Raw genomic sequence first — 23,413 nt, 5'->3', positions numbered from 1 at the left:
TTATTCTATTCTTGTTATTCTTGCTCCGAGCGCATTCAGTCGTCCTTCAATATTCTGATATCCCCGGTCTATCTGCTCTATATTATGGATGCGGCTGATGCCGTCCGCACTCATGGCAGCTATCAGCAGGGCGATACCGGCACGGATATCGGGCGAGGTCATGTTGCCGCCGCGTAGTTTGAAGCCGTGGTCATGTCCGATGACAACGGCACGGTGCGGGTCGCAGAGGATGATTTGCGCTCCCATATCTATCAGCTTGTCCACAAAGAACAAGCGGCTTTCGAACATTTTCTGGTGAATGAGCACACTGCCTTTTGCCTGAGTGGCAACCACCAGCAGTACACTGAGCAAGTCCGGCGTCAGTCCGGGCCAGGGTGCATCTGCAATGGTCATGATGGAGCCGTCGATAAAGGACTCTATCTGGTATGTTTCTTGTGCCGGCACGTAAATGTCGTCTCCCCGCTGCTCCATTTTGATGCCGAGGCGGCGGAAACTGTCGGGGATAATTCCCAAGTTCTCGTAGGAGACGTTCTTGATGGTCAGTTCACTACGGGTCATGGCTGCCATACCGATGAAACTGCCCACTTCAATCATGTCGGGGAGGATGGTATGCTCGGTACCGTGCAACTCGTCCACTCCTTCGATGGTTAGGAGGTTGGAGGCGATACCCGTTATCTTGGCTCCCATTCGGTTCAGCATTCTGCAAAGTTGCTGTACATAGGGTTCGCAGGCGGCATTGTAGATGGTGGTCTTGCCTTTGGCAAGGACGGCTGCCATTACGATATTGGCGGTTCCCGTTACAGATGCCTCATCGAGCAGCATATAACTGCCATGCAGTTGTTTGGCTGATATTTCGTAGATGCCACGCTCCTCATTATAGATGAAGTCGGCTCCTAAATTCTGGATGCCGATGAAGTGCGTGTCCAGACGGCGGCGTCCTATCTTGTCTCCGCCCGGCTTGGAAATCATGGCCTTGCCGAAACGCGCAACCATCGGCCCCACCAGCATGACGGAACCCCGCAGGCTGGAACATCTCTTCAGAAACGCGTCACTTTCCAAATAGGCGAAATCGACATCGGCAGCTTGGAAGCTGTAAGTGTCGATGTCCTTTTTTGATACGCTGACTCCCATATCCCGCATCAATTGGATAAGGTTGTTGACGTCCAGTATGTCCGGGATATTGTGCACAGTCACCTCTTCGGCAGTGAGCAGCGTGGCGCAGATAATCTGCAACACTTCGTTCTTCGCTCCTTGGGGGTAGATGTCACCGGAAAGGCTGTGTCCTCCTTCGATTACAAATGATGCCATGAAATTAGTGATTAGGGGTTAGTGATTAGTGATTAGTGATTAGTGATTAGCATGGTGATGCCACATGGCATTAACCACTAATCGCTAATCATTCAATTTTAGTATTTCCGTTTATTGTTCCGGTTGTTGTTCCGATTGTTCTGGTTGTTCATCTTCGGACGGTAGTTCAGGTCGATACGTTCTGCCATGAGACGGACGATGCTGTCGGTCATTTGCAGTTTTCCGTCAGAGAGTTCGGTGAGGTCGTCTGAAATCTTACGGTCATCGACGGTATCTTTGTTCCATGCCATGTAGTCTTTCTTCATGTGGTTACAAATGAGCGCTATCAAGTTCTGCTTCTCTTCTCCTTCCGGAAATTCGATGGCTTTCTTTATCAGTACTTCCAGTGTACGGCCATAGTGGCGGTAGCGGATTTTGGTACTGGGGTAGGGGATGCTCTCCGGCTTGGTATTCAGATTGTCCTTGCGGATAATTTCGTACGGATAATCTATATCCAATTGGAAGTTGGCCATGATGGCAAGGTGGTCCCATAGCTTATGTTTGAAGTCGGGTACATCGCGCAGATGGGGAAACATGTTTCCCATGATGTTGATGATTGTGTTTGCGCAACGCTGGCGTTCTGCACGGTCTTCGATTGTCAGCGCGTGGTCTACCATATTCTGGATGCTGCGACCATATTCGGGCAGGGGCATCCGTTTTTGTTGAGTGTTATATTGCATCTTTAATTAGTGATTAATGTTCAATGATTAGTGGTTAGTGATTAGTGGTTAGTGATTAGTGATTAGTGATTAATGGGCTACGTAGTGATACCGCATGGTATTCATCCCTAATCCCTAAACCCTAAATAAGTTTCTTTGGCGTGCCGGCTACGAATTCCTTCAAATAGAAGGGTTCGAAATAGGCCACATCCTTGAAATCTTGTTCGGCTATTGCCTTCTCTGCCAACGGAAACATCATGCCGGCAAGCGGGCGGATGCCGTCGATGAAGTGTGCATTGGGATGCGTGATTTTCTCTTTGCATTTGGCTGCACCGTCACCGAAGAAATAGACGGGATGTTGCTCTAAAAATTCCAGGTAGGAGTTTTCGTCCACAATATCGGCTGCAATGTCGCGCACCGATTTCAAGGCACGGTTGTAGATGGCAGCATAGACTTCCATGCGGCGGGCGTCAATCATCGGGCAGAGTAATGCGTCGTCGGGCAACTCATCGTGGTAGAGCAATACCGGTACACACTGAACTTTCAGGGTTTCCAGCCCGATAAGTGGCAGGTTACGTCCATAGCAGACACCTTTTGCCATTGACACGCCGATACGCAACCCGGTATACGAACCAGGGCCGCAGCTCACGGCGACTGCATCCAACGGCATGGCATGGCTATCGGCAAAGGATAGCGCCTCGTCCACAAAGACTCCCAATGAAACGGCGTGTGAAGGGCCATTCAGGTCCTCTTTCTTGAAAACGTTCTGTCCGTCCTCGCTCACGGCTACGGAGCAGGCAGAAGTGGACGTTTCAATATGCAAGATACATGACATAACTTTTATTCTTGATTTTATTGTGGCAAATTTACGTGATTATTTTCACTAATTAAAATAATCGTGTAATTTTGCGCAAAACTATAACATTATGATACAATCCATGACAGGCTACGGCAAAGCAACCGTCGAACTGCCTGATAAGAAAATCAACGTTGAAATAAAGTCGCTCAATAGTAAGGCAATGGACCTATCTGCCCGCATTGCTCCGCTTTATCGTGAGAAGGAGATGGAAATCCGTAATGAAATATCACGGAAACTGGAGCGCGGAAAGGTGGATTTCAGCCTTTGGATAGAAAAGAAAGAGAGTGCGGAAAGCGCCACTCCCATCAACCAGACATTGGTTGAGGGATATTACAAGCAGATTTGTGCTATATCAGAAAATCTAGGAATACCTGTGCCGGATGCGACGGACTGGTTTGCCACGTTACTCCGTATGCCGGATGTGATGACGAAGAATGATACGCAGGAACTGAGTGAGGAGGAATGGGCTGTGGTCTATTCGGCTGTGGAAAAGGCTGTCGGTGCGCTGGTGGACTTCCGTAAGCAGGAAGGAGCTGCCCTTGAAAAGAAGTTCCGTGAGAAGATCGCCAATATCTCCCATTTGTTGGAGACTATCGCTCCCTACGAGAAAGAGCGTGTGGCCAAAGTGAAGGAGCGTATTACCGATGCACTGGAAAAGACCTTGAGCGTGGATTATGACAAGAACCGTCTGGAGCAGGAACTCATCTACTACATCGAAAAACTGGATGTGAACGAAGAGAAACAGCGTCTTGGCAATCATCTGAAATATTTTATCAATACGCTGGAAACCGGAACCGGACAAGGCAAGAAGTTAGGGTTCATCGCCCAGGAGATGGGACGTGAAATCAATACCTTGGGCAGTAAGTCCAATCATGCGGAGATGCAGAAGATTGTCGTTCAGATGAAAGATGAATTGGAGCAAATCAAGGAACAAGTATTGAACGTCATGTAGTATCAAATAGTAAATCGTCAAATCGTAAATAATTCGATGGCAAAACTTATCATATTTTCAGCCCCTTCGGGCTCCGGCAAGTCAACGATTATCAACTATCTGCTGACTCAAAATCTGAACTTGGCATTTTCCATCTCAGCGACCAGCCGTCCGCCCCGCGGAACGGAGAAAGATGGAGTGGAGTACTTCTTTCTGACTCCTGACGAGTTCCGTCGTCGCATAGCCAATGATGAATTCCTGGAGTATGAAGAGGTATATCAGGACCGTTTTTACGGAACACTGAAGGAGCAGGTGGAAAAGCAATTGGCTGCCGGACAGAATGTAGTGTTCGATGTGGATGTAGTGGGTGGTTGCAATATCAAGAAATTCTATGGTGAGCGTGCTTTGTCTGTTTTCATTCAGCCACCTTCAGTGGAGGAATTGCGCAAACGCTTGGTGGGGCGCGGAACAGATGCTCCCGAAGTGATAGAGAACCGCGTGGCGAAAGCCGAATACGAACTGGGCTTTGCACCGAAGTTCGATACCGTGATTGTGAACGATGACCTGGAGACAGCCAAAGCGGAAGCATTGAAAGTAATCTCTCAATTCTTGAACGAATGAAACAACGTGGAGGAGTGTACAACCAGTTGGCACCGAGGAGGAAGAATAGCCCGAAGCTGAACAAGGCATTGCTAATTATTAATAGCGTTCTGTTCGTCTGCTCCCTTGTTGTGGGTGTATTGTATATACATCATGGCGAGCCTCGTTCCAGTATTTCAATGTTTCTTATCTCTGTAGTGACGATTTTCAATGCTTGGGCTGCCTGGCGTGCGTTGCAAAGACGTCCTTTGTAAGGTTGTATATGAATAAGAATAAATGAATATAGGAATCTTCAGCGGCTCGTTCAACCCGATACACATCGGACATTTGGCCCTCGCCAACTATCTTTGCGAATACGGGGACCTGGACGAAGTGTGGTTTATGGTCACCCCCCACAATCCGCTGAAGGAAGAAAACGAACTGATGGATGACAAGTTACGTTTGAAGCTGGTGCAGCTAGCCACTGAGGGTTATCCCAAGTTTCGCGCTTCCGATTTTGAATTCCATCTGCCTCGGCCTTCTTATACTGTTCATACGTTGGACGCACTGAAACGGACTTATCCCCAACACACTTTCCATCTTGTCATTGGTTCGGACAACTGGAGGCTGTTCCACCGTTGGTACGAGTCGGAACGCATTATTGCCGAAAATCATCTTCTGGTTTATCCCCGTCCCGGCTATCCGGTAGAGGCCACCTTTTTACCGCAGAATGTGCGGACAGTTTCTTCTCCGATATTCGAAATCAGCTCCACTTTTATCCGTCGGGCCATAGAGGAGGGAAAAGACGTACGCTACTTCCTGCATCCGGCTGTGTGCGATGAACTCAAACGGATGCGGAATGAATCTTTAAATTGAAATAAATGTCTGTATTTGTACGTGTTTTCATATTTATTTCTTATTTTTGAACGTATCAACCTTGAATGCATGGAAGAGTTTTCTTAATACATAGATATTCCTTAATTTAATAATCCGCTTATGAGAAAAGAACTACTGTTACTGGGAGCATTCGGTATGCTGACGACAGCGACGCTTTGTGCGCAAGAGTTTCATTTGCAACCTACTCCCCAAGAATATATTACGCAAAAAGATTCTGTTGATATTCCCCGACAATACCAGATCCTTTCCGGCAATTCCGTGCAGGACGGACCTGCGTTGCCTTTACTCCGTTCATTGATGCCGGAAGAGGTGCTTGGCGCTTCTTTCCGTGTATATATAGGAGTGAAAGGAGATAAGATTATTAAGAAATACCAACATCGGATTCCACGCAAATCCGAAGGTTATTTCCTGAAAATAGAAAAAGACTGCATCGTCATAGCCGGTGCTGACGAACGGGGAGCGTACTATGGTGTACAGACTCTTGCGCAGTTGCTTGCTTTAGACAAGCTGCCTTTGGCTGAAGTGACGGACTATCCTGATGTTCCCTATCGGGGTGTGGTAGAAGGTTTTTACGGTGCTCCCTGGAGTCAGGAGGCGCGTATACGCCAGCTTGATTTTTATGGTCGGAACAAAATGAATGTCTATATCTATGGACCGAAAGACGATCCTTATCACCGGACTCCCAACTGGCGCAAGCCTTATCCTGTTCGAGAAGGAGAAGAGTTGAAAGTATTGGTGAATAGGGCGAAGGAGAACAATGTTATTTTCTATTGGGCCATTCATCCGGGTCAGGATATTCGCTGGAATGAAGAAGACCGCTCGTTATTGTTGCAGAAGTTCGAAAGCATGTACCAGTTGGGTGTGCGTGGTTTTGCCGTTTTCTTTGATGATATTTCGGGTGAGGGGACAAAGGCGGACAAGCAGGCTGAACTGTTGAACTATATTGACGACCATTTTGTAAAAGTCAAGCGGGATGTTGCACCATTGATATTGTGTCCCACAGAGTACAACAAGTCATGGACCGATGTGGAGGGAGGCTATCTCACTACGCTTGGTGATAAGTTGAACGAGGGTATCAAGGTGATGTGGACCGGTGATATGGTAGTTGCTACTATAGATAAGTCTACGCTGGACTTCGTCAATCCGCTGCTGAAACGTAAGGCGTACATTTGGTGGAATTTCCCCGTTTCGGATTATGTACAAGACCATTTGCTGCTAGGGCCGGTTTATGGAAACGGGCTTGATATAAAAGATGATATGTCTGCTTTTGTTTCCAATCCGATGGAACATGCCGAGGCTTCCAAAATCTCTCTGTACAGTGTAGCTGATTATACTTGGAATATGGAGAATTATGATAGTGAAACTTCTTGGAAACATGCAGTCAGAGACCTTATGCCACTTCATGCCGAATATTTGGAAATCTTCGCTGCTCATAATTCCGACCCGGGACAGAATGGACATCGCTTCCGTCGTGAAGAGTCCGTTGCCATTCAGCCTGCTCTCTCTGCCTTGTTGAAAGCCTATCAAGAGAAAAACGAGATAGATGAAGATGCCTATCGGCAGGTAGCTGAGGAATGCCGGAAGATAATCGTTGCCGCTGATGGATTGCTTGCGTCGGGAAATGAGAATCGTCCGTTGATAACTGAAATAAGGCCTTGGCTCATTCAGTTCAAACAAGTGGGAGAGTATGGTGCGGAGGTGCTGAACATGATACGCCTGCGCCAGCAGAAGGATGCATTTATAGGTAGCTACGAACACGCCCGCGCCCTGCTGGTGCTGATGGGTGAGACGGATGCCCAATATAAAGCGGGCATAAAGAGCGGCAGCCTGCATCTGATGCCTACTTTCAATGCTTTGTTCGAAGCGGCGACAACGGGCTATAATGCAGCGTTCCATGCCGGGCTTGATACAAAGGCTGTTTATTCTCCCTACACGTTGAAGAGCGACGTGAATCAGTTGGCTTCGCTTCCTATTCAGCAGAAGGGAAAGGTGAATACAATTATTCCGTCCAATGAAGTCATCAACTGGCAGGCAGGCGGTGTGCTGACCATTTCGATGGATTATGCCCGCCAGTTGAGTTCGGTGCTTATCGATTTGGGAGATGCGGAGGTTGCTGATTCGAAGTTTAAACTGGAAGTAACTTCGGATGGCACAAACTGGCAGGCGGTGGATTTGAAGCCGGGATACAGAACGCAGGTGAAGGCATCTCTCAAGGATTTGAGCGTTGCGAAGATGAGGCTGGTGAATGTATCCGACACAGAGCAGAAGGTGTATTTCAAAATGTTCCGTTTTACGGAGAATTGATATGGTTCCTGATTCTTAAAATAGAGTTACGCGCCTGGGACGATGCTCCCCGTTGTTCTTAAGATCGGAATGACGGGGAGCACTTTTTTAGGAAGTTATTCAAGGCATTTGTCCAAGTCGCGGATGATTTGCTCTTTATCCATATTTTGTCCGATGAATACTATCTTCAGCATGCGGTCGCCGTATTGCTCGTCCCAGTCTTTTAGCAATCCCGGTTCTTGGCGCATCAGTTCTATCATGTCTTCTTCGGGGGCGGTGGCATACCATTGTCCGGCTTCAGTTATTTTCTTCTGTATACCTGCTTGTTCAAAGAGGAAGGACATGTCGCGGTTGTGGCTGAAGTAGCAGACACCCTTGGCGCGGATAACGCTGCGGGGCCATTTGGTAGCGACATAGTGGTCGAACTTATGAATGTCGAATGCAGGACGGCGGTAGTAGACAAATGTGCCAATACCGTATTCTTCTACTTCACCTCCTTCGTGATGGTGGTGATGACATTTCTCGTGATGATGTTCGCTTTCATGATGATGTTCATCTTCATGATGGTAATGCGCCTCTTTTTCCTCCTCTTCGCTTACTTGTTGCTCTATGCCACGAATCCATCCGGCGGAAGTTGCGGCACGTTCAAAGTTAAAGAGGTGGGTATGGATAATCTTATCCAGGTCTACATCTGCATAGTTGCACTCTATAATTTGGGCACCGGGTTGCAAGGTGTGGATAATCTGCCTGATACGTTTTAATTCCTCGGGCTGTACTTCTGCTGCTTTGTTCAGCAGGATAATATTGCAGAACTCAATCTGCTGAATGATGAGGTTTTCTATATCTTCCTCATCAATGCCTTTGCGTGTCAAATCATCTCCGCAAGAAAATTCACTTTGCAGACGTAAGGCGTCCACCACGGTGGTAATGCAGTCTAAGCGGCAAATACCGTATTTAGTATACGCTCCTCCCATATGAGGAATGGAGCAGAGTGTTTGGGCAATAGGCTCCGGTTCACAGATGCCACTCGCTTCAATCACGATGTAGTCGAAGCGTTGCATCTTCATGATTTCGAACATCTGCTCTATCAAGTCTGTCTTCAGCGTACAGCAGATACAGCCATTCTGCAGAGCTACCAGGCTGTCGTCTTTCTTTCCCACCACGCCACCTTTCTGTATAAGGTCTGCATCAATGTTCACTTTGCCTATGTCATTGACGATAACGGCAAACTTAATGCCACGTTTATTAGAAAGAATGTGATTTACCAACGTCGTTTTGCCACTGCCTAGATAACCGGTCAACAGCAGTACGGGGATTTCTATTGTATTCATAATCGTTTGGTTTGCTTCAATGATAATGGTCTTCTCTTATTAACTTCCGCAAAGTTATCTGATTTATGTGATAATGGATTGAAAAAAACAAAATTTTGTTTCTTCTATATTATTAAACAGAAAAAAGGTGAAAAGCTTTGAGCCCCTCACCTTTCTTCTGTTGTAGTTGTACTATGGCTTTAGTTCTTACAGAATCCCTTGCGCCATCATCGCCTTTGCCACCTTCATAAATCCGGCCACATTGGCACCCTTCACGTAATTTACATAACCGTCGGCTTCCGTACCATATTGCACGCAAGCTTCGTGAATGTTCTTCATGATGCTCTTCAATTTCTCGTCCACTTCCTCTGCACTCCAGCTCAACTTGATGGAGTTCTGAGTCATTTCGAGACCGGATACTGATACACCGCCGGCATTGGCTGCCTTACCCGGAGCATACAGAATCTTTGCATCTTGGAATACGCGGATTGCTTCAGGGGTAGAAGGCATGTTTGCACCTTCGGACACAGCCATGACACCATTAGCAATTAGTTTTTTGGCATCATCTCCATTTATTTCATTCTGAGTTGCAGAAGGCAGGGCGATGTCTGCCTTTTCACCCCAAGGACGTGCACCTTCTACGTACTTGACACCCGGATATTGTTCAGCATATTCGCGGATACGTCCACGATAGAGGTTTTTCAGCTCCATGATGTAATCCAACTTTTCGCGGTCAATGCCGTCCGGATCGTATACATAACCGTCAGAATCAGACATGGTCAATACCTTACCACCCAATTCCAATACTTTCTCGGCCGTATATTGAGCTACGTTACCGGAACCGGAAATCAGACAAGTTTTGCCTTTCAAGTCAGTACCCTTAGTCTTTAACATTTCCATCAGGAAGTAGATGTTACCGTAGCCGGTAGCTTCCGGACGAATCAGCGAACCGCCGAACTCACGGCCCTTACCGGTGAAAGTACCCGTAAATTCATGAGCCAGCTTCTTATACATACCGAACATGAAACCTACTTCGCGACCACCTACACCGATATCACCGGCAGGTACGTCTGTTTCAGGGCCGATATGACGCCATAACTCCAGCATGAAAGCCTGAACAAAACGCATGACCTCAGCATTTGACTTGCCGCGCGGAGAGAAGTCCGAACCGCCTTTACCGCCACCCATAGGCAGAGTTGTCAATGAGTTTTTAAATGTCTGCTCGAAAGCAAGGAATTTCAGGATGCTCAGGTTTACAGAAGCGTGGAAACGAACACCGCCTTTATAAGGGCCGATAGCGTTGTTGTGCTGCACACGATAGCCCATGTTGGTTTGTACGTTACCTTTATCGTCTACCCAAGTAACACGGAATTGGTAAACGCGATCGGGGATGCAAAGACGTTCAATCAGATTGGCTTTGTCAAACTCCGGATGCTTGTTATACTCTTCTTCAATCGTAGAAAGAACTTCTTCTACTGCTTGATGATACTCCGGTTCGTTGGGGAACCGTCTTTTCAGGTCTTCTAATACCTTAGCTGCATTCATAATCTATTTCTTTTATTGGTTGCTACTATATGTTACCTAAAACAATTCGATTTTCGGTTTGTTTCCTTTTCCTCTCATTGCGGTTGCAAAAGTACACATAAAAATGAAACGAGCAAACATTTTATAAAGAAAATGCGGTATAAAACAACAATTTTATTGTTTTATACCGCAAAATGGAATAAAAAGATATTATTTATCCTCTTTTTAGAGACTTTATGACGGGAATAAATACTAAAGCCGCCGAAATGGCAAGCGTTAGGATGATTGGACCGTCAATTCGTTCGATAGATATCAAAACAATGTAGCAAAGTGCTGCCCAAAGCAGCACAATGCAAACTATTTGGATTTTTGATAACGGTCGTTTCATTTGGCTGCTTTCTTTTTGTCTACGATAGCATCGATAACTGCCACTGCGGTGATATTCACGATATCTCGCACGGAGCTTTCAAAATCGGTGAAGTGGATAGGCTTGTTCAGCCCCATTTGGATAGGACCAATCAGTTCGGAGTCCGTATCCATCGCCTGCAGCAGCTTGTAAGCAGAGTTTGCAGAACTCAAGTTCGGGAAAATCAGTGTGTTTACGTCTTTTCCTTTCAAGCGCGTAAACGGGTACTTGGCATCACGCATTTCGCGGTTCATGGCGAAATTCACCTGCATTTCTCCGTCAATGGCAAGGTCAGGATAGTTTTGTTGCATATAATCCACTGCTTCGTGTACACTTACCGGACTTCCTTCCTTATCCGCACCGAAGTTGGAGTAACTCAACATGGCCATTACCGGTGTATGATTGAAGAAGCGGACGGTATATTCCGACAGCTTGGCAATGTCAATCAGCGTTTCGGCATTGGGATGACGGTTAATCAGCGTATCTGCCAGGAAGTATGTGCCTTTCTTGGAGTTCAGAATATGCATGGTGCCGAAATGTTTGTATTCAGGACGGATGCCGATGACTTCCTTGGCGACCTTGATGGTATTGCTGTATTTGGTGTAAAGGCCTGTGATGAAAGCGTCTGCTTCACCCGTCTCCACCATCATCATACCAAAGTAGTTACGTTCGAACATTTTGTCGTTGGCTTCTTCGTAAGTGACGCCTTCGCGGGCACGTTTTTCAGATAGAATGCGGGCATAGCGTTCACGGCGCGGCGCTTCATCCGGATGGCGCAGATTTACTATCTCGATACCTTCAAGGCTAAGGTCTAGTTCTTTTGCCAGCTTCTCGATGGCTTCGTCGTTGCCCAATATTATAGGATGGCAGATACCTTCAGCCTTGGCTTCCACAGCAGCTTTCAGCATATTGGGGTGGATGCCTTCGGCAAATACCACACGTTGCGGGTTGCGGCGGGCGGTGTCGTAGAGCTGGCGGGTCAGTTTGCTTTCGTAACCCATCAGCTCACGCAGTTGCAGGCGGTAGGCATCCCAATCTTCGATGTCTTTGCGGGCTACACCGCTTTCCATGGCAGCTTTGGCCACAGCGCAGGACACTTCGGTGATGAGGCGCGGGTCAACCGGTTTCGGGATGAAGTATTCGGGACCAAAAGTGAAGTTGTTTACGTGGTATGCCTCGTTTACCACATCAGGCACGGGCTGCTTGGCAAGGTTGGCAATGGCGTGTACGGCAGCAATTTTCATTGTTTCGTTGATGGCTTTTGCCTGCGTGTCGAGGGCACCGCGGAAGATGTAGGGGAAACCGATTACATTATTAATCTGGTTAGGATAGTCGGAACGACCGGTGGACATCAGTACGTCCGGACGTGCTGCCATGGCGTCTTCGTAAGAGATTTCCGGAGTAGGGTTGGCAAGGGCAAACACGATGGGATGGTCTGCCATGCTGCGAACCATGTCCTGGGTCAACACATTACCTTTTGACAGTCCGAGGAATACATCGGCGCCTTTGATGGCTTCTGCCAGAGTATGTACATCGCGACGGTCGGTGGCAAAGTAACGTTTCTGCTCGGTCAGATTCTCGCGGTCGCTGGTGATGACTCCCTTACTGTCCAGCATCAGGATATTCTCACGGCGTGCACCGAGCGCTTCATACAGTTTGGTACATGAGGTGGCGGAAGCCCCGGCACCGTTTACGACGATTTTCACTTCCTCTATCTTCTTGCCTGCCACTTCCAGGGCGTTCAGCAATCCTGCGCTGGAGATGATGGCGGTGCCGTGCTGGTCGTCGTGCATCACGGGGATGTCCAATTCCTCTTTCAGGCGGCGTTCTATTTCGAAACATTCGGGTGCTTTGATGTCTTCCAAGTTGATACCTCCGAATGTTGGGGCAATAGCCTTGACAGCTTCGATGAACTTGTCGGGGTCTTTTTCATTTACTTCGATGTCGAATACGTCGATACCTGCATAAATTTTGAACAACAGACCTTTACCCTCCATGACGGGTTTGCCGCTGAGGGCGCCAATATCGCCCAGGCCGAGCACGGCGGTTCCGTTGGAGATGACAGCTACCAGATTGCCTTTTGCTGTATATTTATATGCATCTTGCGGGTTTTTCTCAATTTCGAGGCACGGTTCTGCAACGCCCGGAGAGTAGGCGAGAGAAAGATCGGTTTGTGTACTGTAAGGCTTGGTGGGTACTACTTCAATCTTACCCGGTTTGCCTTGCGAATGGTAGAGCAAGGCTGCTTCTTTGGTTATTTTAGCCATGGTAGAATAGTTAAATTGGTTATAATTTGGCTGCAAATGTAGGTATAAAAGTTCTAAATTGTAGCTCGCTGTCAATAAAATCTATTACTTTTATCAGTTAATTAGCTTAAAATGCTTATTTTTGGCATCAGATTTTAGAGATTACCCCCATTTATTAACTTAACACATGAGTTGCATGAGAATTTTGAAACTTCCTCTGGCAGGATTATTATTTTGTGTAATGGCACTATTTGCTGGATGTAAAACGAGTAATGAACCTAAGGCACCGGTTGCTCTGACCTGGGAAATGGGTGCAAGTGACATCGAACCCGGATATTATGAGAATACCTTTATTCTCAAGAATATCTCTCAAAAACCTCTAAAAAAGAACTGGACGATTTACTATTCACAGCTTCCCCGAGGGGTGAAGCAGGAAGGAGCCTCTGAAGTGAAGGTAGAGGTAGTGAACGGTAATTTTTTCAAAATGTATCCGACAGACGAATTTGCTCCGCTGGCTCCCGGTGATTCCATGCGGATCACTTTCCTTTGCACTTACAAGCTGGACCGGAACTCCCATGTACCGGAAGGAACTTATTGGGTGGAGACTGTGGATGGTAAAGAGGGCAGTCCGTTGCCCGTGGCTTTGAAGGCGCTGCCGCTTCCTTCTCCCGAGTCAATGAGCGGCTATCCGGATGCGACTAAGATTTATGAATCCAATCTTCGCTTGGCTGGTGCTCCTGCTTTGGTGCAGTCAGACATTCTTCCGTCTGTAAAGAAAGTGGTAGCCATTGAAGGCGATAATGTCGTATTGGAAGGTAAGGTAGCTTTGGCATTTCCGGAGAACTTTACCGGTGAAGCCAAGTTGCTGAAAGAGAAACTGACAGGTTTGTATGGCTTGGAAGTTGTCGGAAATGCTTCCGTGAAGATTGTGCTGGAAGAACTGCTTGATAGGAAGGAGGCCGTAAATGATGAATATTATACTATCAATATAGGTGACAACCTGATAAAAATCAGTGCTGCCACTCCTCATGGCATCTTTAATGGTACACAGACACTTTTGTCAATGTTGAAGGACAAGCAGACACCTTATTTGCTGGAGGCAGTCTCCATTCGGGATTATCCGGACTTGGCATATCGTGGACAAATGATAGATATTGCCCGTAATTTCACCGCTCCGGAGAACTTGAAGAAACTGGTGGATATTTTTGCATCTTATAAATTGAATGTCCTGCATTTCCATTTTTGTGATGATGAAGCCTGGCGTTTGGAGATTCCTGGTTTGGAGGAACTGACTGCTGTGGGTAGCCGTCGCGGGCATACCACTGACGAAAGCCAGTGCCTCTACCCATGTTATGACGGTGGCTATGACCCTGATGCAAAGACTGTAGGCAATGGATATTATAGCCGCGAGGAATTTATTGATTTGCTGAAGTATGCTGCCGAAAGACATGTCCGCATTGTTCCGGAAATAGAATCTCCGGGGCATGCCCGCGCTGCCATTGTCTCCATGAAGGCACGCTATAACAAATATTTTGAAACTGATCCGGGAAAAGCTACAGAATATATATTGAGTGAACCGGAAGATACTTCACGTTATGTTTCTGTACAATATTATACGGACAATGTGATGAATGTCGCCTTGCCTTCTACCTACCGTTTTATGGAGAAGGTGATTCAGGAACTTAATGCGATGTATCAGGAAGCCGGTCTTTCATTGTCCACAGTGCATTTGGGTGGTGACGAAGTGCCTCGCGGCGTGTGGATGGGCTCTCCGAAATGCCAAGAGCTGATGAAGGAAAAAGGCATGACGAAAGCTCATGATTTGTCGGAGTATTTCATTACGCAAATGGCGGATGTGATGCAGAAGAACGGACTGAAATTCAGTGGTTGGCAGGAAGTTGCTTTGGGGCATACCGAAGAGGCTCATCAACAGTTGAGGGGCCAGGCTGCCGGTGTGTATTGCTGGAATACTGTACCGGGCTCTGATGAAGTGGTTTATCAGACAGCCAATAACGGTTACCCGGTCATCCTTTGCAACGTGGGCAATTTCTATATGGATATGGCTTACAATGGTCATCCGGACGAGCGTGGACTCGATTGGGGAGGTTATGTGGATGAGTCTGTCTCTTTCTCTATGCTTCCTTTCAGCATTTATCGTTCGCTGCGTGTGGATATGGCAGGCAATCCCATTGATTTGGATAATGCGGAAAAGGGGAAGACTGCTTTGACAGAGATAGGCAAGAAGCATATTATGGGTGTACAAGGGCAATTGTTTGCCGAAACTATCCGTAGTTTTGATGGCGTGGAATATCTTCTTTTCCCCAAAATATTAGGGCTGGCAGAACGTGGCTGGAATGCTCATCCGGTATGGGAAAACCTGTCCGGCGTGCGGGAGCAGCAGGCTTTCAATCAGGCTTTGGCACTTTATTATGAGAAAATCAGCAAGAGTGAAATGCCTTATTGGGCAAAGAATGGGATTAACTTCCGCTTGCCTCAGCCGGGATTATTGGTAAAAGATGGAAATCTGTATGCTAATGTGGCCATTGATGGTGCTGAAGTACGTTACACAACTGATGGTTCGGAACCTACTGCCCAGTCAACCTTATGGAAAGAACCGGTGAAGTGTGGTTCCCTGGTAGTGAAAGCAAAGACCTTCTACCAAGGCAAGGAAAGTTTGACGATTATATTGAATGTTGAGTAATAGAGAATATTGAAATGAAAAGGGAGTGCATTGTCCGAAAATGCACTCCCTTTTGTTTATTCCTTTAGGCGTTCAGCGCTTGTTCGATGTCGGCAATAATATCCTCTGCATTCTCTATACCTACCGAGAAGCGAATCAGGTCGGGGCGTACACCTGCCTCCATCAGCTGCTCGTCTGTCAACTGGCGGTGTGTATGGCTGGCTGGGTGCAGCACGCAAGTACGTGCATCGGCCACATGAGTCACGATGGCCGCCAGTTTCAGTGAATCCATAAACTTGATAGACTCTTCCCGTCCGCCCTTCAAGCCGAAGGTGACAACGCCGCAAGAGCCGTTCGGCATGTACTTCTGTGCCTGCTCGTAGTATTTGTCGCCCGGCAGACCACAATAATTCACCCAAGCCACTTTGTCGTTCTGGGCAAGATACTCGGCTACCGCTTGTGCATTCTTGCAATGTTGGGGCATACGCAGGTGCAGTGTTTCCAGACCCAGGTTCAGTAGGAATGCGTTTTGTGGAGACTGGATGCTGCCCAGGTCGCGCATCAGTTGGGCTGTAGCCTTGGTGATGTAAGCCATTTTGCCGAAGGCTTTCGTATAAGTCAGTCCGTGGTAAGACTCGTCCGGTGTGCACAGTCCGGGGAATTTGTCGGCGTGTGCATCCCAATCGAAGTTACCGCTGTCTACAATGGCTCCACCTACACTGGTGGCATGTCCGTCCATGTATTTGGTAGTAGAGTGTACTACGATGTCGGCACCCCACTCAAACGGGCGGCAGTTGATAGGGGTAGGGAAGGTGTTGTCCACAATCAAGGGCACGCCATGGCTGTGGGCAATGCGTGCAAACTTCTCTATATCGAGCACTTCGAGCGTAGGGTTGGAGATGGTTTCGCCGAATAGGGCCTTGGTATTGGGGCGGAAAGCAGCGGAAATTTCTTTCTCGCTGGCATCTGGGTTGACGAAAGTGACGTCGATGCCCAATTTCTTCAAAGTCACTCCGAAGAGGTTGAATGTTCCGCCATAGATGGTAGAGGAGCAAACAAAATGGTCTCCTGCCTGGCAGATATTGAAAATGGCATAGAAGTTGGCTGCTTGTCCGCTGGATGTCAGCATAGCGGCCACACCACCTTCGAGGGCGGCAATCTTGGCGGCTACTGCATCGTTTGTAGGATTCTGCAGGCGGGTATAGAAATAGCCGCTGTCTTCAAGGTCGAACAAGCGTGCCATCTGTTCGCTGGTATCATATTTGAAAGTTGTACTTTGATAGATGGGGAGTACACGGGGCTCGCCCTTTTTAGGAGTCCATCCGGCTTGTACGCACAGCGTCTCCGGCTTGAATTGCTTTGCCATAATGTTATCTGTTTTAAAAGTTTCTTATCTATTATCGCGTAAGTTGTCGCAAAAGTAGGGAAAAAATTATAATTTTGTGCTTAAGTATGGTAAAATGCTATAAATTAGCGACTGGAAATTTGTAGCGAACCGAATAAATGATGAATAATTGGAATATGAAACGCATATTTTGTTTACTGACCATCCTCTTTTGTACTTTGTTTGCTTTTAATGCTTCGGCTCAGGAAGAGCGGGATAGTCCGAGACGTGGAGAAGGAATCTCTGTTTTCCTGGAACGTAACAAGCGCCCGGGGAGAGCCTATTATAAGGAGTTTTTGGAGCTGAACAAGAAACTTCTTAAAGGGAAGGAGGAATTGCGGCTGGGAGTGAAGTATGTACTGCCCCCATTATCAAAGCCGGTTGGCAATGGGAAGAAGACAATCAATGAACCTTTGTTCGGGAAAGCGCTTGCCAGTGTAAAAGTGACATCTAACCGTTTGCAGGGCGCTTGTTTTTATGTAGTGAGCGGACATGGAGGCCCCGACCCCGGAGCTATCGGCAGAATCGGCAAAATAGAACTGCATGAAGATGAGTATGCGTATGATGTGGCTTTGCGCCTTGCCCGTAACTTGATGCAAGAGGGGGCGGAAGTCCGTATCATTATCCAGGATGCTAAAGACGGAATCCGTGATGACAAGTACCTTTCCAACAGCAAACGTGAGACGTGCATGGGAGCTCCCATACCCTTGAACCAAGTGGCACGTCTCCGGCAACGTTGCGCCAAAATCAATGAGTTTTACAAGAAGGATCGCAAGAACTATAAATATTGCCGTGCCATTTTCCTTCATGTGGACAGTCGCAGCAAGAGCCATCAGACCGATGTGTTCTTTTACCACTCTAAAAGCAAGCCCGACAGCAAGCGTCTGGCTAAGACCATGAAGAAAACTTTCGAATCGAAATATGACAAGCACCAGCCCAACCGTGGGTTTACCGGAACTGTCAGCGCACGCAATCTTTATGTGTTAGCCAATACTTCTCCCGCTTCCGTATTCGTGGAATTGGGAAATATCCAGAACACTTTTGACCAGCGCCGTTTTGTAATCAGTTCGAACCGCCAGGCCTTGGCCAAGTGGATGATGGAGGGTTTCATCACGGATTATAAAAAGGCGAAATAAGGATAATCAACTCTGGCTCTCCTTTTTCTTTTCGTGTACCACCACAACTGTAACGGCCGTTATTATCAGCGCCATGCCGACGACGCTGGCCGGTGTGAAGCTTTCATTGAATATCAGGCAACCGAAAACTACGGCTGTTAGAGGTTCCAAGGCCCCGAAAATGGAAGTCAGTGTAGGGCCGATGTGTTTAATGGCTTTTACCAGGGTGATGTTGGATATGGCTGTTGCCGGCAGCGCCAGTCCGAGAATATTCAGCCATGTGTGGGTATCATTGGCCAGCCGGATGCCTCCGGTCAGATATCCTCCTATAATAAAGAACAAGGCTCCCAGCCCCATTACGTAGCATGTCAATGCAGTGGAGGGAATCTGCACGGCACGGCTCTTCCTTACTCCTACGATATATCCTCCATAAAAGAATACGGACAGACCGGCGGCAATCAGCCCGATGGTCGTGTTTCCTCCTTCAAAGTCTATTTTGCCGGATGACAAAAGTCCAGCTCCGCTTAGTGACACCAACACGGCAAACAGAATGGCGAATGACCTCTTTTCTCCGAAAAAGCCCATCATGGCCAGTGCCACGGCCAGCGGATACATGAAATGAATGGTGGATGCCACTCCGCTGGATATGTTCTGATAGGCGATGACCAGACTGAAGGAGGTAGCTGCTCGGAGCAGGCTGAGGATGAACACCGTTCCCCAGTCTTTCCTGCTGATGCGGAATGTCTCGCCCAGCATAATGCCGAAAACGACCAAGGTAAGTGAAGCTATTCCCCATCGGTAGGCCAATACTTCGAAAGAGGAGAAGCCCGCAAGGAGTAATGAAATGGTGAAGAAAGGAGCCAGCCCGAAGGTGGCAGAGGAGAGAGCCGCATATATAAACCCTTTTATGGAAACATTTTGCATTTTTTATCTTGATTTTAATGGAGATTTTAAAATTATCTGTTTGCGTCAATTGCTTGATTCGCATTGCGTCGTGCAAAATTAATGAATAAAAACAAGCATACAGACAAGGGAGTGTCCCTTTTTTACAATACAGTATAGATATGGGTATCTAATATAGTATCGACCGGCTTGCCTGATATTTATTCGTTCCATCATGAGGTAAAAATCATTCCACCGCGGAGTAAAAATCGTTCCACCATGGTGGAACGATTTTTACTCCATGGAGGAACGAATACTTGTTCGCTGTCTGGCTCCTAAACTCTTCCGGGGAGAAAGTCTGATAGCTCCGGCAGAACAGTTTGCCTACTCTACCGGAATATAAATCTCTGTCAACAGTTCCTCCGGCGCCGTATCTGCGGGGTTGTTCAGGTAACGTTCCGCACTGGACTCATCCCGTAAGCTACATTCCATTTCGGGGATATACTTCCCGTAGATGGTATCGTATACGGCCTGCAGATGTTCGTATGGACCTTTGTATAGGAATATGGCATAGCGGCCTGCCGCGAGCTGTTTAAATCCTATGTCTCCTTTGGCCGTTGCAAATGAGGGTAGGACCATACATACATCGGTACGCAGCTTTTCAGCGGGTGTCACTTTGGGGTCATCGTGATAGATACAGTAGGGCATCACTTCTCCCATAGGCAGTTTTTCTTCCTGGATGAACTGGCAAAGGCGCATCCATGCGCTGCAATAGTCGTTCAGTTTATAGTCGCCAAAGAGGCGGATGTAAATCACATTTCGGGCAGGAACTTCTTTGATTTCGTGTTTCAGTTCCAGTTCCGGACGAATAATGGCTGGTTTCATAATTACAAAGTTTTTATTGTTACGGTATTCTAATGGTGAAATGCCGTAGAACTGCTTGAATACTTTCGACAGTGACGAAGGCGAAGAGTAGCCTATACGGTAGGCTATGTCCGCTATCGGCATGTCCGAGTAACGAAGCAACCGGGCAGCGGCTTCGGTACGCGTCCGGACAATGAACGTACCGACGGGTTCACCCAGGAAAGCTTTCATGATGCGGTGGAAGTAGAAGGGAGAGAAATGGGAAATCCTGGCCAAAGATTTCAGGTCAATTTCTTCTCCGAGGTGCAGATTTATATAATCCACTACTGCGTTCACACACTTTTGGTATTCCTCCTGGGTTGTCTTTTTCTGCTGCATGGCTCTATTGGGCTTTTTCATGTTGCAAAAATAGGAGGAAAAGAAATAGGTTACTTGTCCGATGTTGCTATAAATGCAATATCTTTAAAATAAGATAAGCTGTATTCCGGCACAACTTTTTCGTGCAAGCATGAAAGTTCTGCACTCAATTTGCAATATCTTTGCATTTTAGATGAAAAGAACAAATGCTTGCAGATGACCGAGGAGATTAAAATACAACTTTGGGAGTGGGCGGCGGCCTATCATTGCGCCGGCTTCATTCAGAACGACCCCGTACAGTTTCCACATCGCTATGAACGGAAGCAGGATATTGAAATCAGTGGGTTGCTGACTGCCATCATGAGTTTCGGCAACCGTAAACAGATATTGAAAAAGGCTGATGAGTTGCATAGGGTGATGGGGGCATCGCCTCATCAATACGTGTTGTCCTGCCGATGGAAGAACGACTTCCCTGCTACGGACAGAAGCAGTTTTTACCGAATGCTTTCTTATGCTGACTTTCATTCCTATTTCAGGCGTTTGCATGCAGCTTATTCTGCTTTTGACAGTCTGGAGGATGCCTTATGTACGTATGCCGGTAATCCGATGGAAAGGTTATGTGCATTTTTGGAAGTCTCGGCGAAGAGTCCCCAAAAGAAACTGAACATGTTTTTGCGCTGGATGATAAGGAAAGGTCCGGAAGTGGATTTTGGTATTTGGGAGAGATTTGATTGCAGGGACCTGATTGTGCCTTTGGACACGCATGTCTGCCGTGTGGCCTATACTTTGGGACTCACCGAGACAGAAACATTTTCTTTGAAGAATGCCCGCCGGATTACTGAAGCTCTGGCAGAGGCCTTTCCGGACGACCCGTGCCTGGGGGACTTTGCTTTGTTTGGAAGCGGAGTCAGCGGAGTATTGTAGCGCGTTACCAGTCTATTTCTTGTATCCCTCTGCTTTGTAAGAAATCGTTGGCTTTGCTGAAGTGCCTGCAACCGAAGAATCCGTATTCGGCAGAACGTGGGGACGGATGGACGGTAGTCAGAATCAAGTGTCTGCTGCTATTGATTAAAGCGGCTTTTTCTTTGGCGTATGCTCCCCAAAGCATGAATACAAGATTCTCCCGTTCATCACTCAGTTTCTTGATAACAGCGTCTGTGAAGATTTCCCATCCCATGTTCCGGTGCGAGCCGGTTTCGTGGGCACGTACTGTGAGGACGGAATTCATAGGAAACACGCCTTGCGCTACCCAACGGTCCAGATTTCCGGAAGTCGGAATGGGCTTTCCCAGGTCCTGATGTATTTCCTTGAATATGTTTGCCAGAGAACCGGGAATGGCTACTCCTTTCGGTACGGAAAAGCAGACTCCATAATACTGACCGGGATTAGGATAAGGGTCTTGTCCGAGGATGACGACTTTCACTTTCTCGAACGGGCAAGAGTTGAAGACGTGGAAAATTTGATGGCCGGGAGGTAGCACGTTGGCATGTCCATACTCACTTTTTACAAATGCTACCAGCTTCTCAAAATAAGGTTTGTCAAACTCCTCTTGTAGGCGTTTTCTCCAGCTTTCTTCTATTTTTACGTTCATAAGAGTCTTGCAGTTACATATGAATAGGAAACGATGTTGCAAAAATACAAATAATCCGGATGAGGCAGATGCATTTACGAGTATAAAGAATGTTTTAATTATCGTATGAAACGATAGTTATTTTGAGTAAGTTTATTACTTTTGTGGTGCAATGCCGGACACTAAGCATAGAGTCGCCATTGCTGAGGTTGAACTGATTGGTAAAATAAAGGAATGGAAAATTTTCATCGTATGGATGCTTGTCCGGTACGGGATGTACTGAGCAGGTTGGGAGACAAATGGACAATGCTTGTGCTGGTCACACTGAAAGCGAATGGAACGATGCGTTTTTGCGATATACAGAAAACCATAGGGGATATTTCCCAGCGGATGCTGACGGTTACATTGCGCTCATTGGAGACGGACGGGCTGATTGTCAGGAAAGTCTATGCGGAAGTTCCTCCCCGTGTGGAGTATAACCTTACAGAAATCGGATGTAGCCTGATGCCGCATATTGAATCTTTGGTAGGATGGGCATTGGAGCATATGAATGATATTTTGAATCGGCGCAGTCTGCAGAACTGATGGGTCGATATGCAAAGAGGGTGTGTCGAAACTGGTATTCACCACAGATTACACAGATTTGCACAGATAAGTATCTTTGACTATCAGTAGATTAAGCTCATTCTGTGTTAATCCGTGTAATCTGTGGTGAATTTTGACACACCCCTTCAGAAGTTTCCAAGTGCTTGTTTTATTTCTTAGCATCGGCAAAATTGTGAACCTTGTTTTTCAGATTGTCAGCTTTCTCTGCGGCCTCATGGGCCTCATGGGCCATCTTGTCTGCTACTTTGGTGCCAACGTGCAATGCTTCTTCTTCAGCAGTGTTGATGAACTCCTTGGCTTCGCCATTTGCTTTGTGGATGGCACGGCATATGGCATCTTCCAACTTTTTAGCTTTCTCCGTACGGGAGAAGTGGTAGGCCAATGCACCGGCAACCGAACCTATTCCCAGTCCGATCCAGAAATTAGAATCTTTACATTTCATAATCAAGTCAGTTTTTAATAGTTAAAGTTAGAATCAATTCTGATGAGACAACATACTTGCCAAAGATTGGTTCATCCGGCGGGAAAGGAATTAATAACAATTTACTTTTGTTGGTGGAGATATTTATTCTGCTTAAATTTGCGATGCACTTAAAATTTATACAAGTATGATTAGATTAAATGTTTTTATTCAGGTAAGTGCGGAGAACCGTGCCGCAGTATTGGAATCTGCCAAAGAACTGGTCGCATATTCCTTGAAGGACAATGGATGCATTGCTTATGATGTGTTTGAGAGCGCCACTCGCAGCGATGTTCTTATGATTTGTGAAACATGGAAAGATGCAGAGTCATTGTCTGCCCATGAAAAAGCAGACCATTTTGTGGCCCTGGTGCCCAAAATCCAGGGGCTGGCTGCCATGAAGTTGGAAAAATTCGAGTTCTGAATCAGTAATTTGAGGTAGTAAGGGGTTGTG

Annotated in this window: 21 protein-coding genes; 10 read left to right on the top strand and 11 right to left on the bottom strand. The window is 46.9% G+C overall.

From position 1 onward, the window contains the following. The 3 genes from murA to tsaB form a co-directional block, all read right to left on the bottom strand. Positions 1–1,308, bottom strand: coding sequence for a UDP-N-acetylglucosamine 1-carboxyvinyltransferase (murA, locus tag DW039_RS01455; protein WP_044467614.1), 1,308 nt, complete (start codon positions 1,306–1,308; stop codon positions 1–3). Positions 1,309–1,406: 98 nt separating this feature from the next. Continuing rightward, the gene (locus DW039_RS01450) at positions 1,407–2,027 is read right to left on the bottom strand and encodes a DUF4290 domain-containing protein (protein ID WP_044467613.1); all 621 of its coding nucleotides are present in this window, start codon (positions 2,025–2,027) and stop codon (positions 1,407–1,409) included. A 121-nt stretch (positions 2,028–2,148) separates the two neighbouring features. Further along, positions 2,149–2,841, bottom strand: a complete 693-nt coding sequence (tsaB, locus tag DW039_RS01445; protein ID WP_044467612.1) for a tRNA (adenosine(37)-N6)-threonylcarbamoyltransferase complex dimerization subunit type 1 TsaB — start codon at positions 2,839–2,841, stop codon at positions 2,149–2,151. Between the two features lie 91 nt (positions 2,842–2,932). On the opposite strand from tsaB, the gene DW039_RS01440 reads away from it, so the two are divergent. From DW039_RS01440 to DW039_RS01420, 5 genes are all read left to right on the top strand, one after another. After that, positions 2,933–3,817 carry a YicC/YloC family endoribonuclease gene (locus DW039_RS01440; protein ID WP_005826974.1) on the top strand — a complete coding sequence of 295 codons (885 nt, stop codon included), beginning with the start codon at positions 2,933–2,935 and terminating at the stop codon, positions 3,815–3,817. Between the two features lie 36 nt (positions 3,818–3,853). Continuing rightward, on the top strand, positions 3,854–4,417 hold the full coding sequence (gene gmk / locus DW039_RS01435; RefSeq protein ID WP_016272958.1) for a guanylate kinase: 564 nt from the start codon (positions 3,854–3,856) through the stop codon (positions 4,415–4,417). Then, on the top strand, positions 4,414–4,650 hold the full coding sequence (locus tag DW039_RS01430) for a hypothetical protein (protein ID WP_005826972.1): 237 nt from the start codon (positions 4,414–4,416) through the stop codon (positions 4,648–4,650). Before gmk ends, DW039_RS01430 begins: the two co-directional genes overlap by 4 nt. A gap of 22 nt (positions 4,651–4,672) precedes the next feature. Next, positions 4,673–5,251 (top strand): nicotinate (nicotinamide) nucleotide adenylyltransferase, encoded by a 579-nt coding sequence (gene nadD, locus DW039_RS01425; RefSeq protein WP_044467611.1) that lies wholly within the window; start codon positions 4,673–4,675, stop codon positions 5,249–5,251. Positions 5,252–5,371: 120 nt separating this feature from the next. Next, positions 5,372–7,576 (top strand): beta-N-acetylglucosaminidase, encoded by a 2,205-nt coding sequence (locus DW039_RS01420; RefSeq protein ID WP_044467610.1) that lies wholly within the window; start codon positions 5,372–5,374, stop codon positions 7,574–7,576. A 95-nt stretch (positions 7,577–7,671) separates the two neighbouring features. Here the strand turns inward: DW039_RS01420 and DW039_RS01415 are convergent, their stop codons facing one another. The 3 genes from DW039_RS01415 to DW039_RS01395 all read right to left on the bottom strand — a co-directional run bounded on the left by DW039_RS01415 (position 7,672) and on the right by DW039_RS01395 (position 13,062). Next, positions 7,672–8,886 (bottom strand): GTP-binding protein, encoded by a 1,215-nt coding sequence (locus DW039_RS01415; RefSeq protein ID WP_120381595.1) that lies wholly within the window; start codon positions 8,884–8,886, stop codon positions 7,672–7,674. A 186-nt stretch (positions 8,887–9,072) separates the two neighbouring features. Then, positions 9,073–10,410, bottom strand: coding sequence for an NADP-specific glutamate dehydrogenase (locus tag DW039_RS01410; protein WP_005826963.1), 1,338 nt, complete (start codon positions 10,408–10,410; stop codon positions 9,073–9,075). A 363-nt stretch (positions 10,411–10,773) separates the two neighbouring features. Then, a complete protein-coding gene (locus DW039_RS01395) occupies positions 10,774–13,062 on the bottom strand; it encodes an NADP-dependent malic enzyme (protein ID WP_120381593.1) in 2,289 nt (762 codons plus the stop codon). Positions 13,063–13,237: 175 nt separating this feature from the next. Between DW039_RS01395 and DW039_RS01390 the strand changes: the two genes are divergently transcribed. Further along, a complete protein-coding gene (locus DW039_RS01390) occupies positions 13,238–15,742 on the top strand; it encodes a family 20 glycosylhydrolase (RefSeq protein WP_120381592.1) in 2,505 nt (834 codons plus the stop codon). 64 nt (positions 15,743–15,806) lie between these two features. Here the strand turns inward: DW039_RS01390 and DW039_RS01385 are convergent, their stop codons facing one another. Next, positions 15,807–17,087 carry an O-acetylhomoserine aminocarboxypropyltransferase/cysteine synthase family protein gene (locus DW039_RS01385; protein ID WP_009038038.1) on the bottom strand — a complete coding sequence of 427 codons (1,281 nt, stop codon included), beginning with the start codon at positions 17,085–17,087 and terminating at the stop codon, positions 15,807–15,809. 137 nt (positions 17,088–17,224) lie between these two features. On the opposite strand from DW039_RS01385, the gene DW039_RS01380 reads away from it, so the two are divergent. Further along, a complete protein-coding gene (locus tag DW039_RS01380; protein ID WP_008665171.1) occupies positions 17,225–18,241 on the top strand; it encodes an N-acetylmuramoyl-L-alanine amidase in 1,017 nt (338 codons plus the stop codon). Positions 18,242–18,247: 6 nt separating this feature from the next. On the opposite strand, the gene DW039_RS01375 is transcribed toward DW039_RS01380, so the two are convergent. Beyond that, on the bottom strand, positions 18,248–19,144 hold the full coding sequence (locus tag DW039_RS01375) for a DMT family transporter (protein WP_120381591.1): 897 nt from the start codon (positions 19,142–19,144) through the stop codon (positions 18,248–18,250). A gap of 342 nt (positions 19,145–19,486) precedes the next feature. Next, complete coding sequence (locus tag DW039_RS01370) at positions 19,487–20,344, bottom strand: GyrI-like domain-containing protein (RefSeq protein ID WP_034529538.1); 858 nt, start codon at positions 20,342–20,344, stop codon at positions 19,487–19,489. A 195-nt stretch (positions 20,345–20,539) separates the two neighbouring features. Here DW039_RS01370 and DW039_RS01360 point away from each other — a divergent pair, with 195 nt between their 5' ends. Next, entirely contained in the window at positions 20,540–21,247 is a 708-nt protein-coding gene (locus tag DW039_RS01360) for a TIGR02757 family protein (protein WP_120381590.1), read from the top strand. 4 nt (positions 21,248–21,251) lie between these two features. On the opposite strand, the gene ung is transcribed toward DW039_RS01360, so the two are convergent. Beyond that, entirely contained in the window at positions 21,252–21,914 is a 663-nt protein-coding gene (gene ung / locus DW039_RS01355; RefSeq protein WP_120381589.1) for a uracil-DNA glycosylase, read from the bottom strand. Between the two features lie 213 nt (positions 21,915–22,127). Here ung and DW039_RS01350 point away from each other — a divergent pair, with 213 nt between their 5' ends. Beyond that, complete coding sequence (locus DW039_RS01350) at positions 22,128–22,478, top strand: helix-turn-helix domain-containing protein (protein ID WP_005832992.1); 351 nt, start codon at positions 22,128–22,130, stop codon at positions 22,476–22,478. Between the two features lie 169 nt (positions 22,479–22,647). On the opposite strand, the gene DW039_RS01345 is transcribed toward DW039_RS01350, so the two are convergent. Further along, a complete protein-coding gene (locus DW039_RS01345; protein WP_005826938.1) occupies positions 22,648–22,941 on the bottom strand; it encodes a YtxH domain-containing protein in 294 nt (97 codons plus the stop codon). 166 nt (positions 22,942–23,107) lie between these two features. Here DW039_RS01345 and DW039_RS01340 point away from each other — a divergent pair, with 166 nt between their 5' ends. Beyond that, complete coding sequence (locus DW039_RS01340; protein ID WP_005826936.1) at positions 23,108–23,383, top strand: putative quinol monooxygenase; 276 nt, start codon at positions 23,108–23,110, stop codon at positions 23,381–23,383. Positions 23,384–23,413 lie beyond the last annotated feature (30 nt).

Source organism: Bacteroides sp. AF39-16AC (genome assembly GCF_003602735.1).
Classification (GTDB): Bacteria; Bacteroidota; Bacteroidia; order Bacteroidales; family Bacteroidaceae; genus Bacteroides; species Bacteroides uniformis.
Note: the sequence above shows the minus strand (reverse complement) of the source record. Positions and strands in the feature narration are given on the sequence as shown.

Bases quoted from the DNA above. Each gene is read 5' to 3' on its own strand.
- murA (WP_044467614.1), bottom strand. From the start codon at position 1,308: ATGGCATCATTTGTAATCGAAGGAGGACACAGCCTTTCCGGTGACATC.
- DW039_RS01450 (WP_044467613.1), bottom strand. From the start codon at position 2,027: ATGCAATATAACACTCAACAAAAACGGATGCCCCTGCCCGAATATGGT.
- tsaB (WP_044467612.1), bottom strand. From the start codon at position 2,841: ATGTCATGTATCTTGCATATTGAAACGTCCACTTCTGCCTGCTCCGTA.
- DW039_RS01440 (WP_005826974.1), top strand. From the start codon at position 2,933: ATGATACAATCCATGACAGGCTACGGCAAAGCAACCGTCGAACTGCCT.
- gmk (WP_016272958.1), top strand. From the start codon at position 3,854: ATGGCAAAACTTATCATATTTTCAGCCCCTTCGGGCTCCGGCAAGTCA.
- DW039_RS01430 (WP_005826972.1), top strand. From the start codon at position 4,414: ATGAAACAACGTGGAGGAGTGTACAACCAGTTGGCACCGAGGAGGAAG.
- nadD (WP_044467611.1), top strand. From the start codon at position 4,673: ATGAATATAGGAATCTTCAGCGGCTCGTTCAACCCGATACACATCGGA.
- DW039_RS01420 (WP_044467610.1), top strand. From the start codon at position 5,372: ATGAGAAAAGAACTACTGTTACTGGGAGCATTCGGTATGCTGACGACA.
- DW039_RS01415 (WP_120381595.1), bottom strand. From the start codon at position 8,886: ATGAATACAATAGAAATCCCCGTACTGCTGTTGACCGGTTATCTAGGC.
- DW039_RS01410 (WP_005826963.1), bottom strand. From the start codon at position 10,410: ATGAATGCAGCTAAGGTATTAGAAGACCTGAAAAGACGGTTCCCCAAC.
- DW039_RS01395 (WP_120381593.1), bottom strand. From the start codon at position 13,062: ATGGCTAAAATAACCAAAGAAGCAGCCTTGCTCTACCATTCGCAAGGC.
- DW039_RS01390 (WP_120381592.1), top strand. From the start codon at position 13,238: ATGAGAATTTTGAAACTTCCTCTGGCAGGATTATTATTTTGTGTAATG.
- DW039_RS01385 (WP_009038038.1), bottom strand. From the start codon at position 17,087: ATGGCAAAGCAATTCAAGCCGGAGACGCTGTGCGTACAAGCCGGATGG.
- DW039_RS01380 (WP_008665171.1), top strand. From the start codon at position 17,225: ATGATGAATAATTGGAATATGAAACGCATATTTTGTTTACTGACCATC.
- DW039_RS01375 (WP_120381591.1), bottom strand. From the start codon at position 19,144: ATGCAAAATGTTTCCATAAAAGGGTTTATATATGCGGCTCTCTCCTCT.
- DW039_RS01370 (WP_034529538.1), bottom strand. From the start codon at position 20,344: ATGCAGCAGAAAAAGACAACCCAGGAGGAATACCAAAAGTGTGTGAAC.
- DW039_RS01360 (WP_120381590.1), top strand. From the start codon at position 20,540: ATGACCGAGGAGATTAAAATACAACTTTGGGAGTGGGCGGCGGCCTAT.
- ung (WP_120381589.1), bottom strand. From the start codon at position 21,914: ATGAACGTAAAAATAGAAGAAAGCTGGAGAAAACGCCTACAAGAGGAG.
- DW039_RS01350 (WP_005832992.1), top strand. From the start codon at position 22,128: ATGGAAAATTTTCATCGTATGGATGCTTGTCCGGTACGGGATGTACTG.
- DW039_RS01345 (WP_005826938.1), bottom strand. From the start codon at position 22,941: ATGAAATGTAAAGATTCTAATTTCTGGATCGGACTGGGAATAGGTTCG.
- DW039_RS01340 (WP_005826936.1), top strand. From the start codon at position 23,108: ATGATTAGATTAAATGTTTTTATTCAGGTAAGTGCGGAGAACCGTGCC.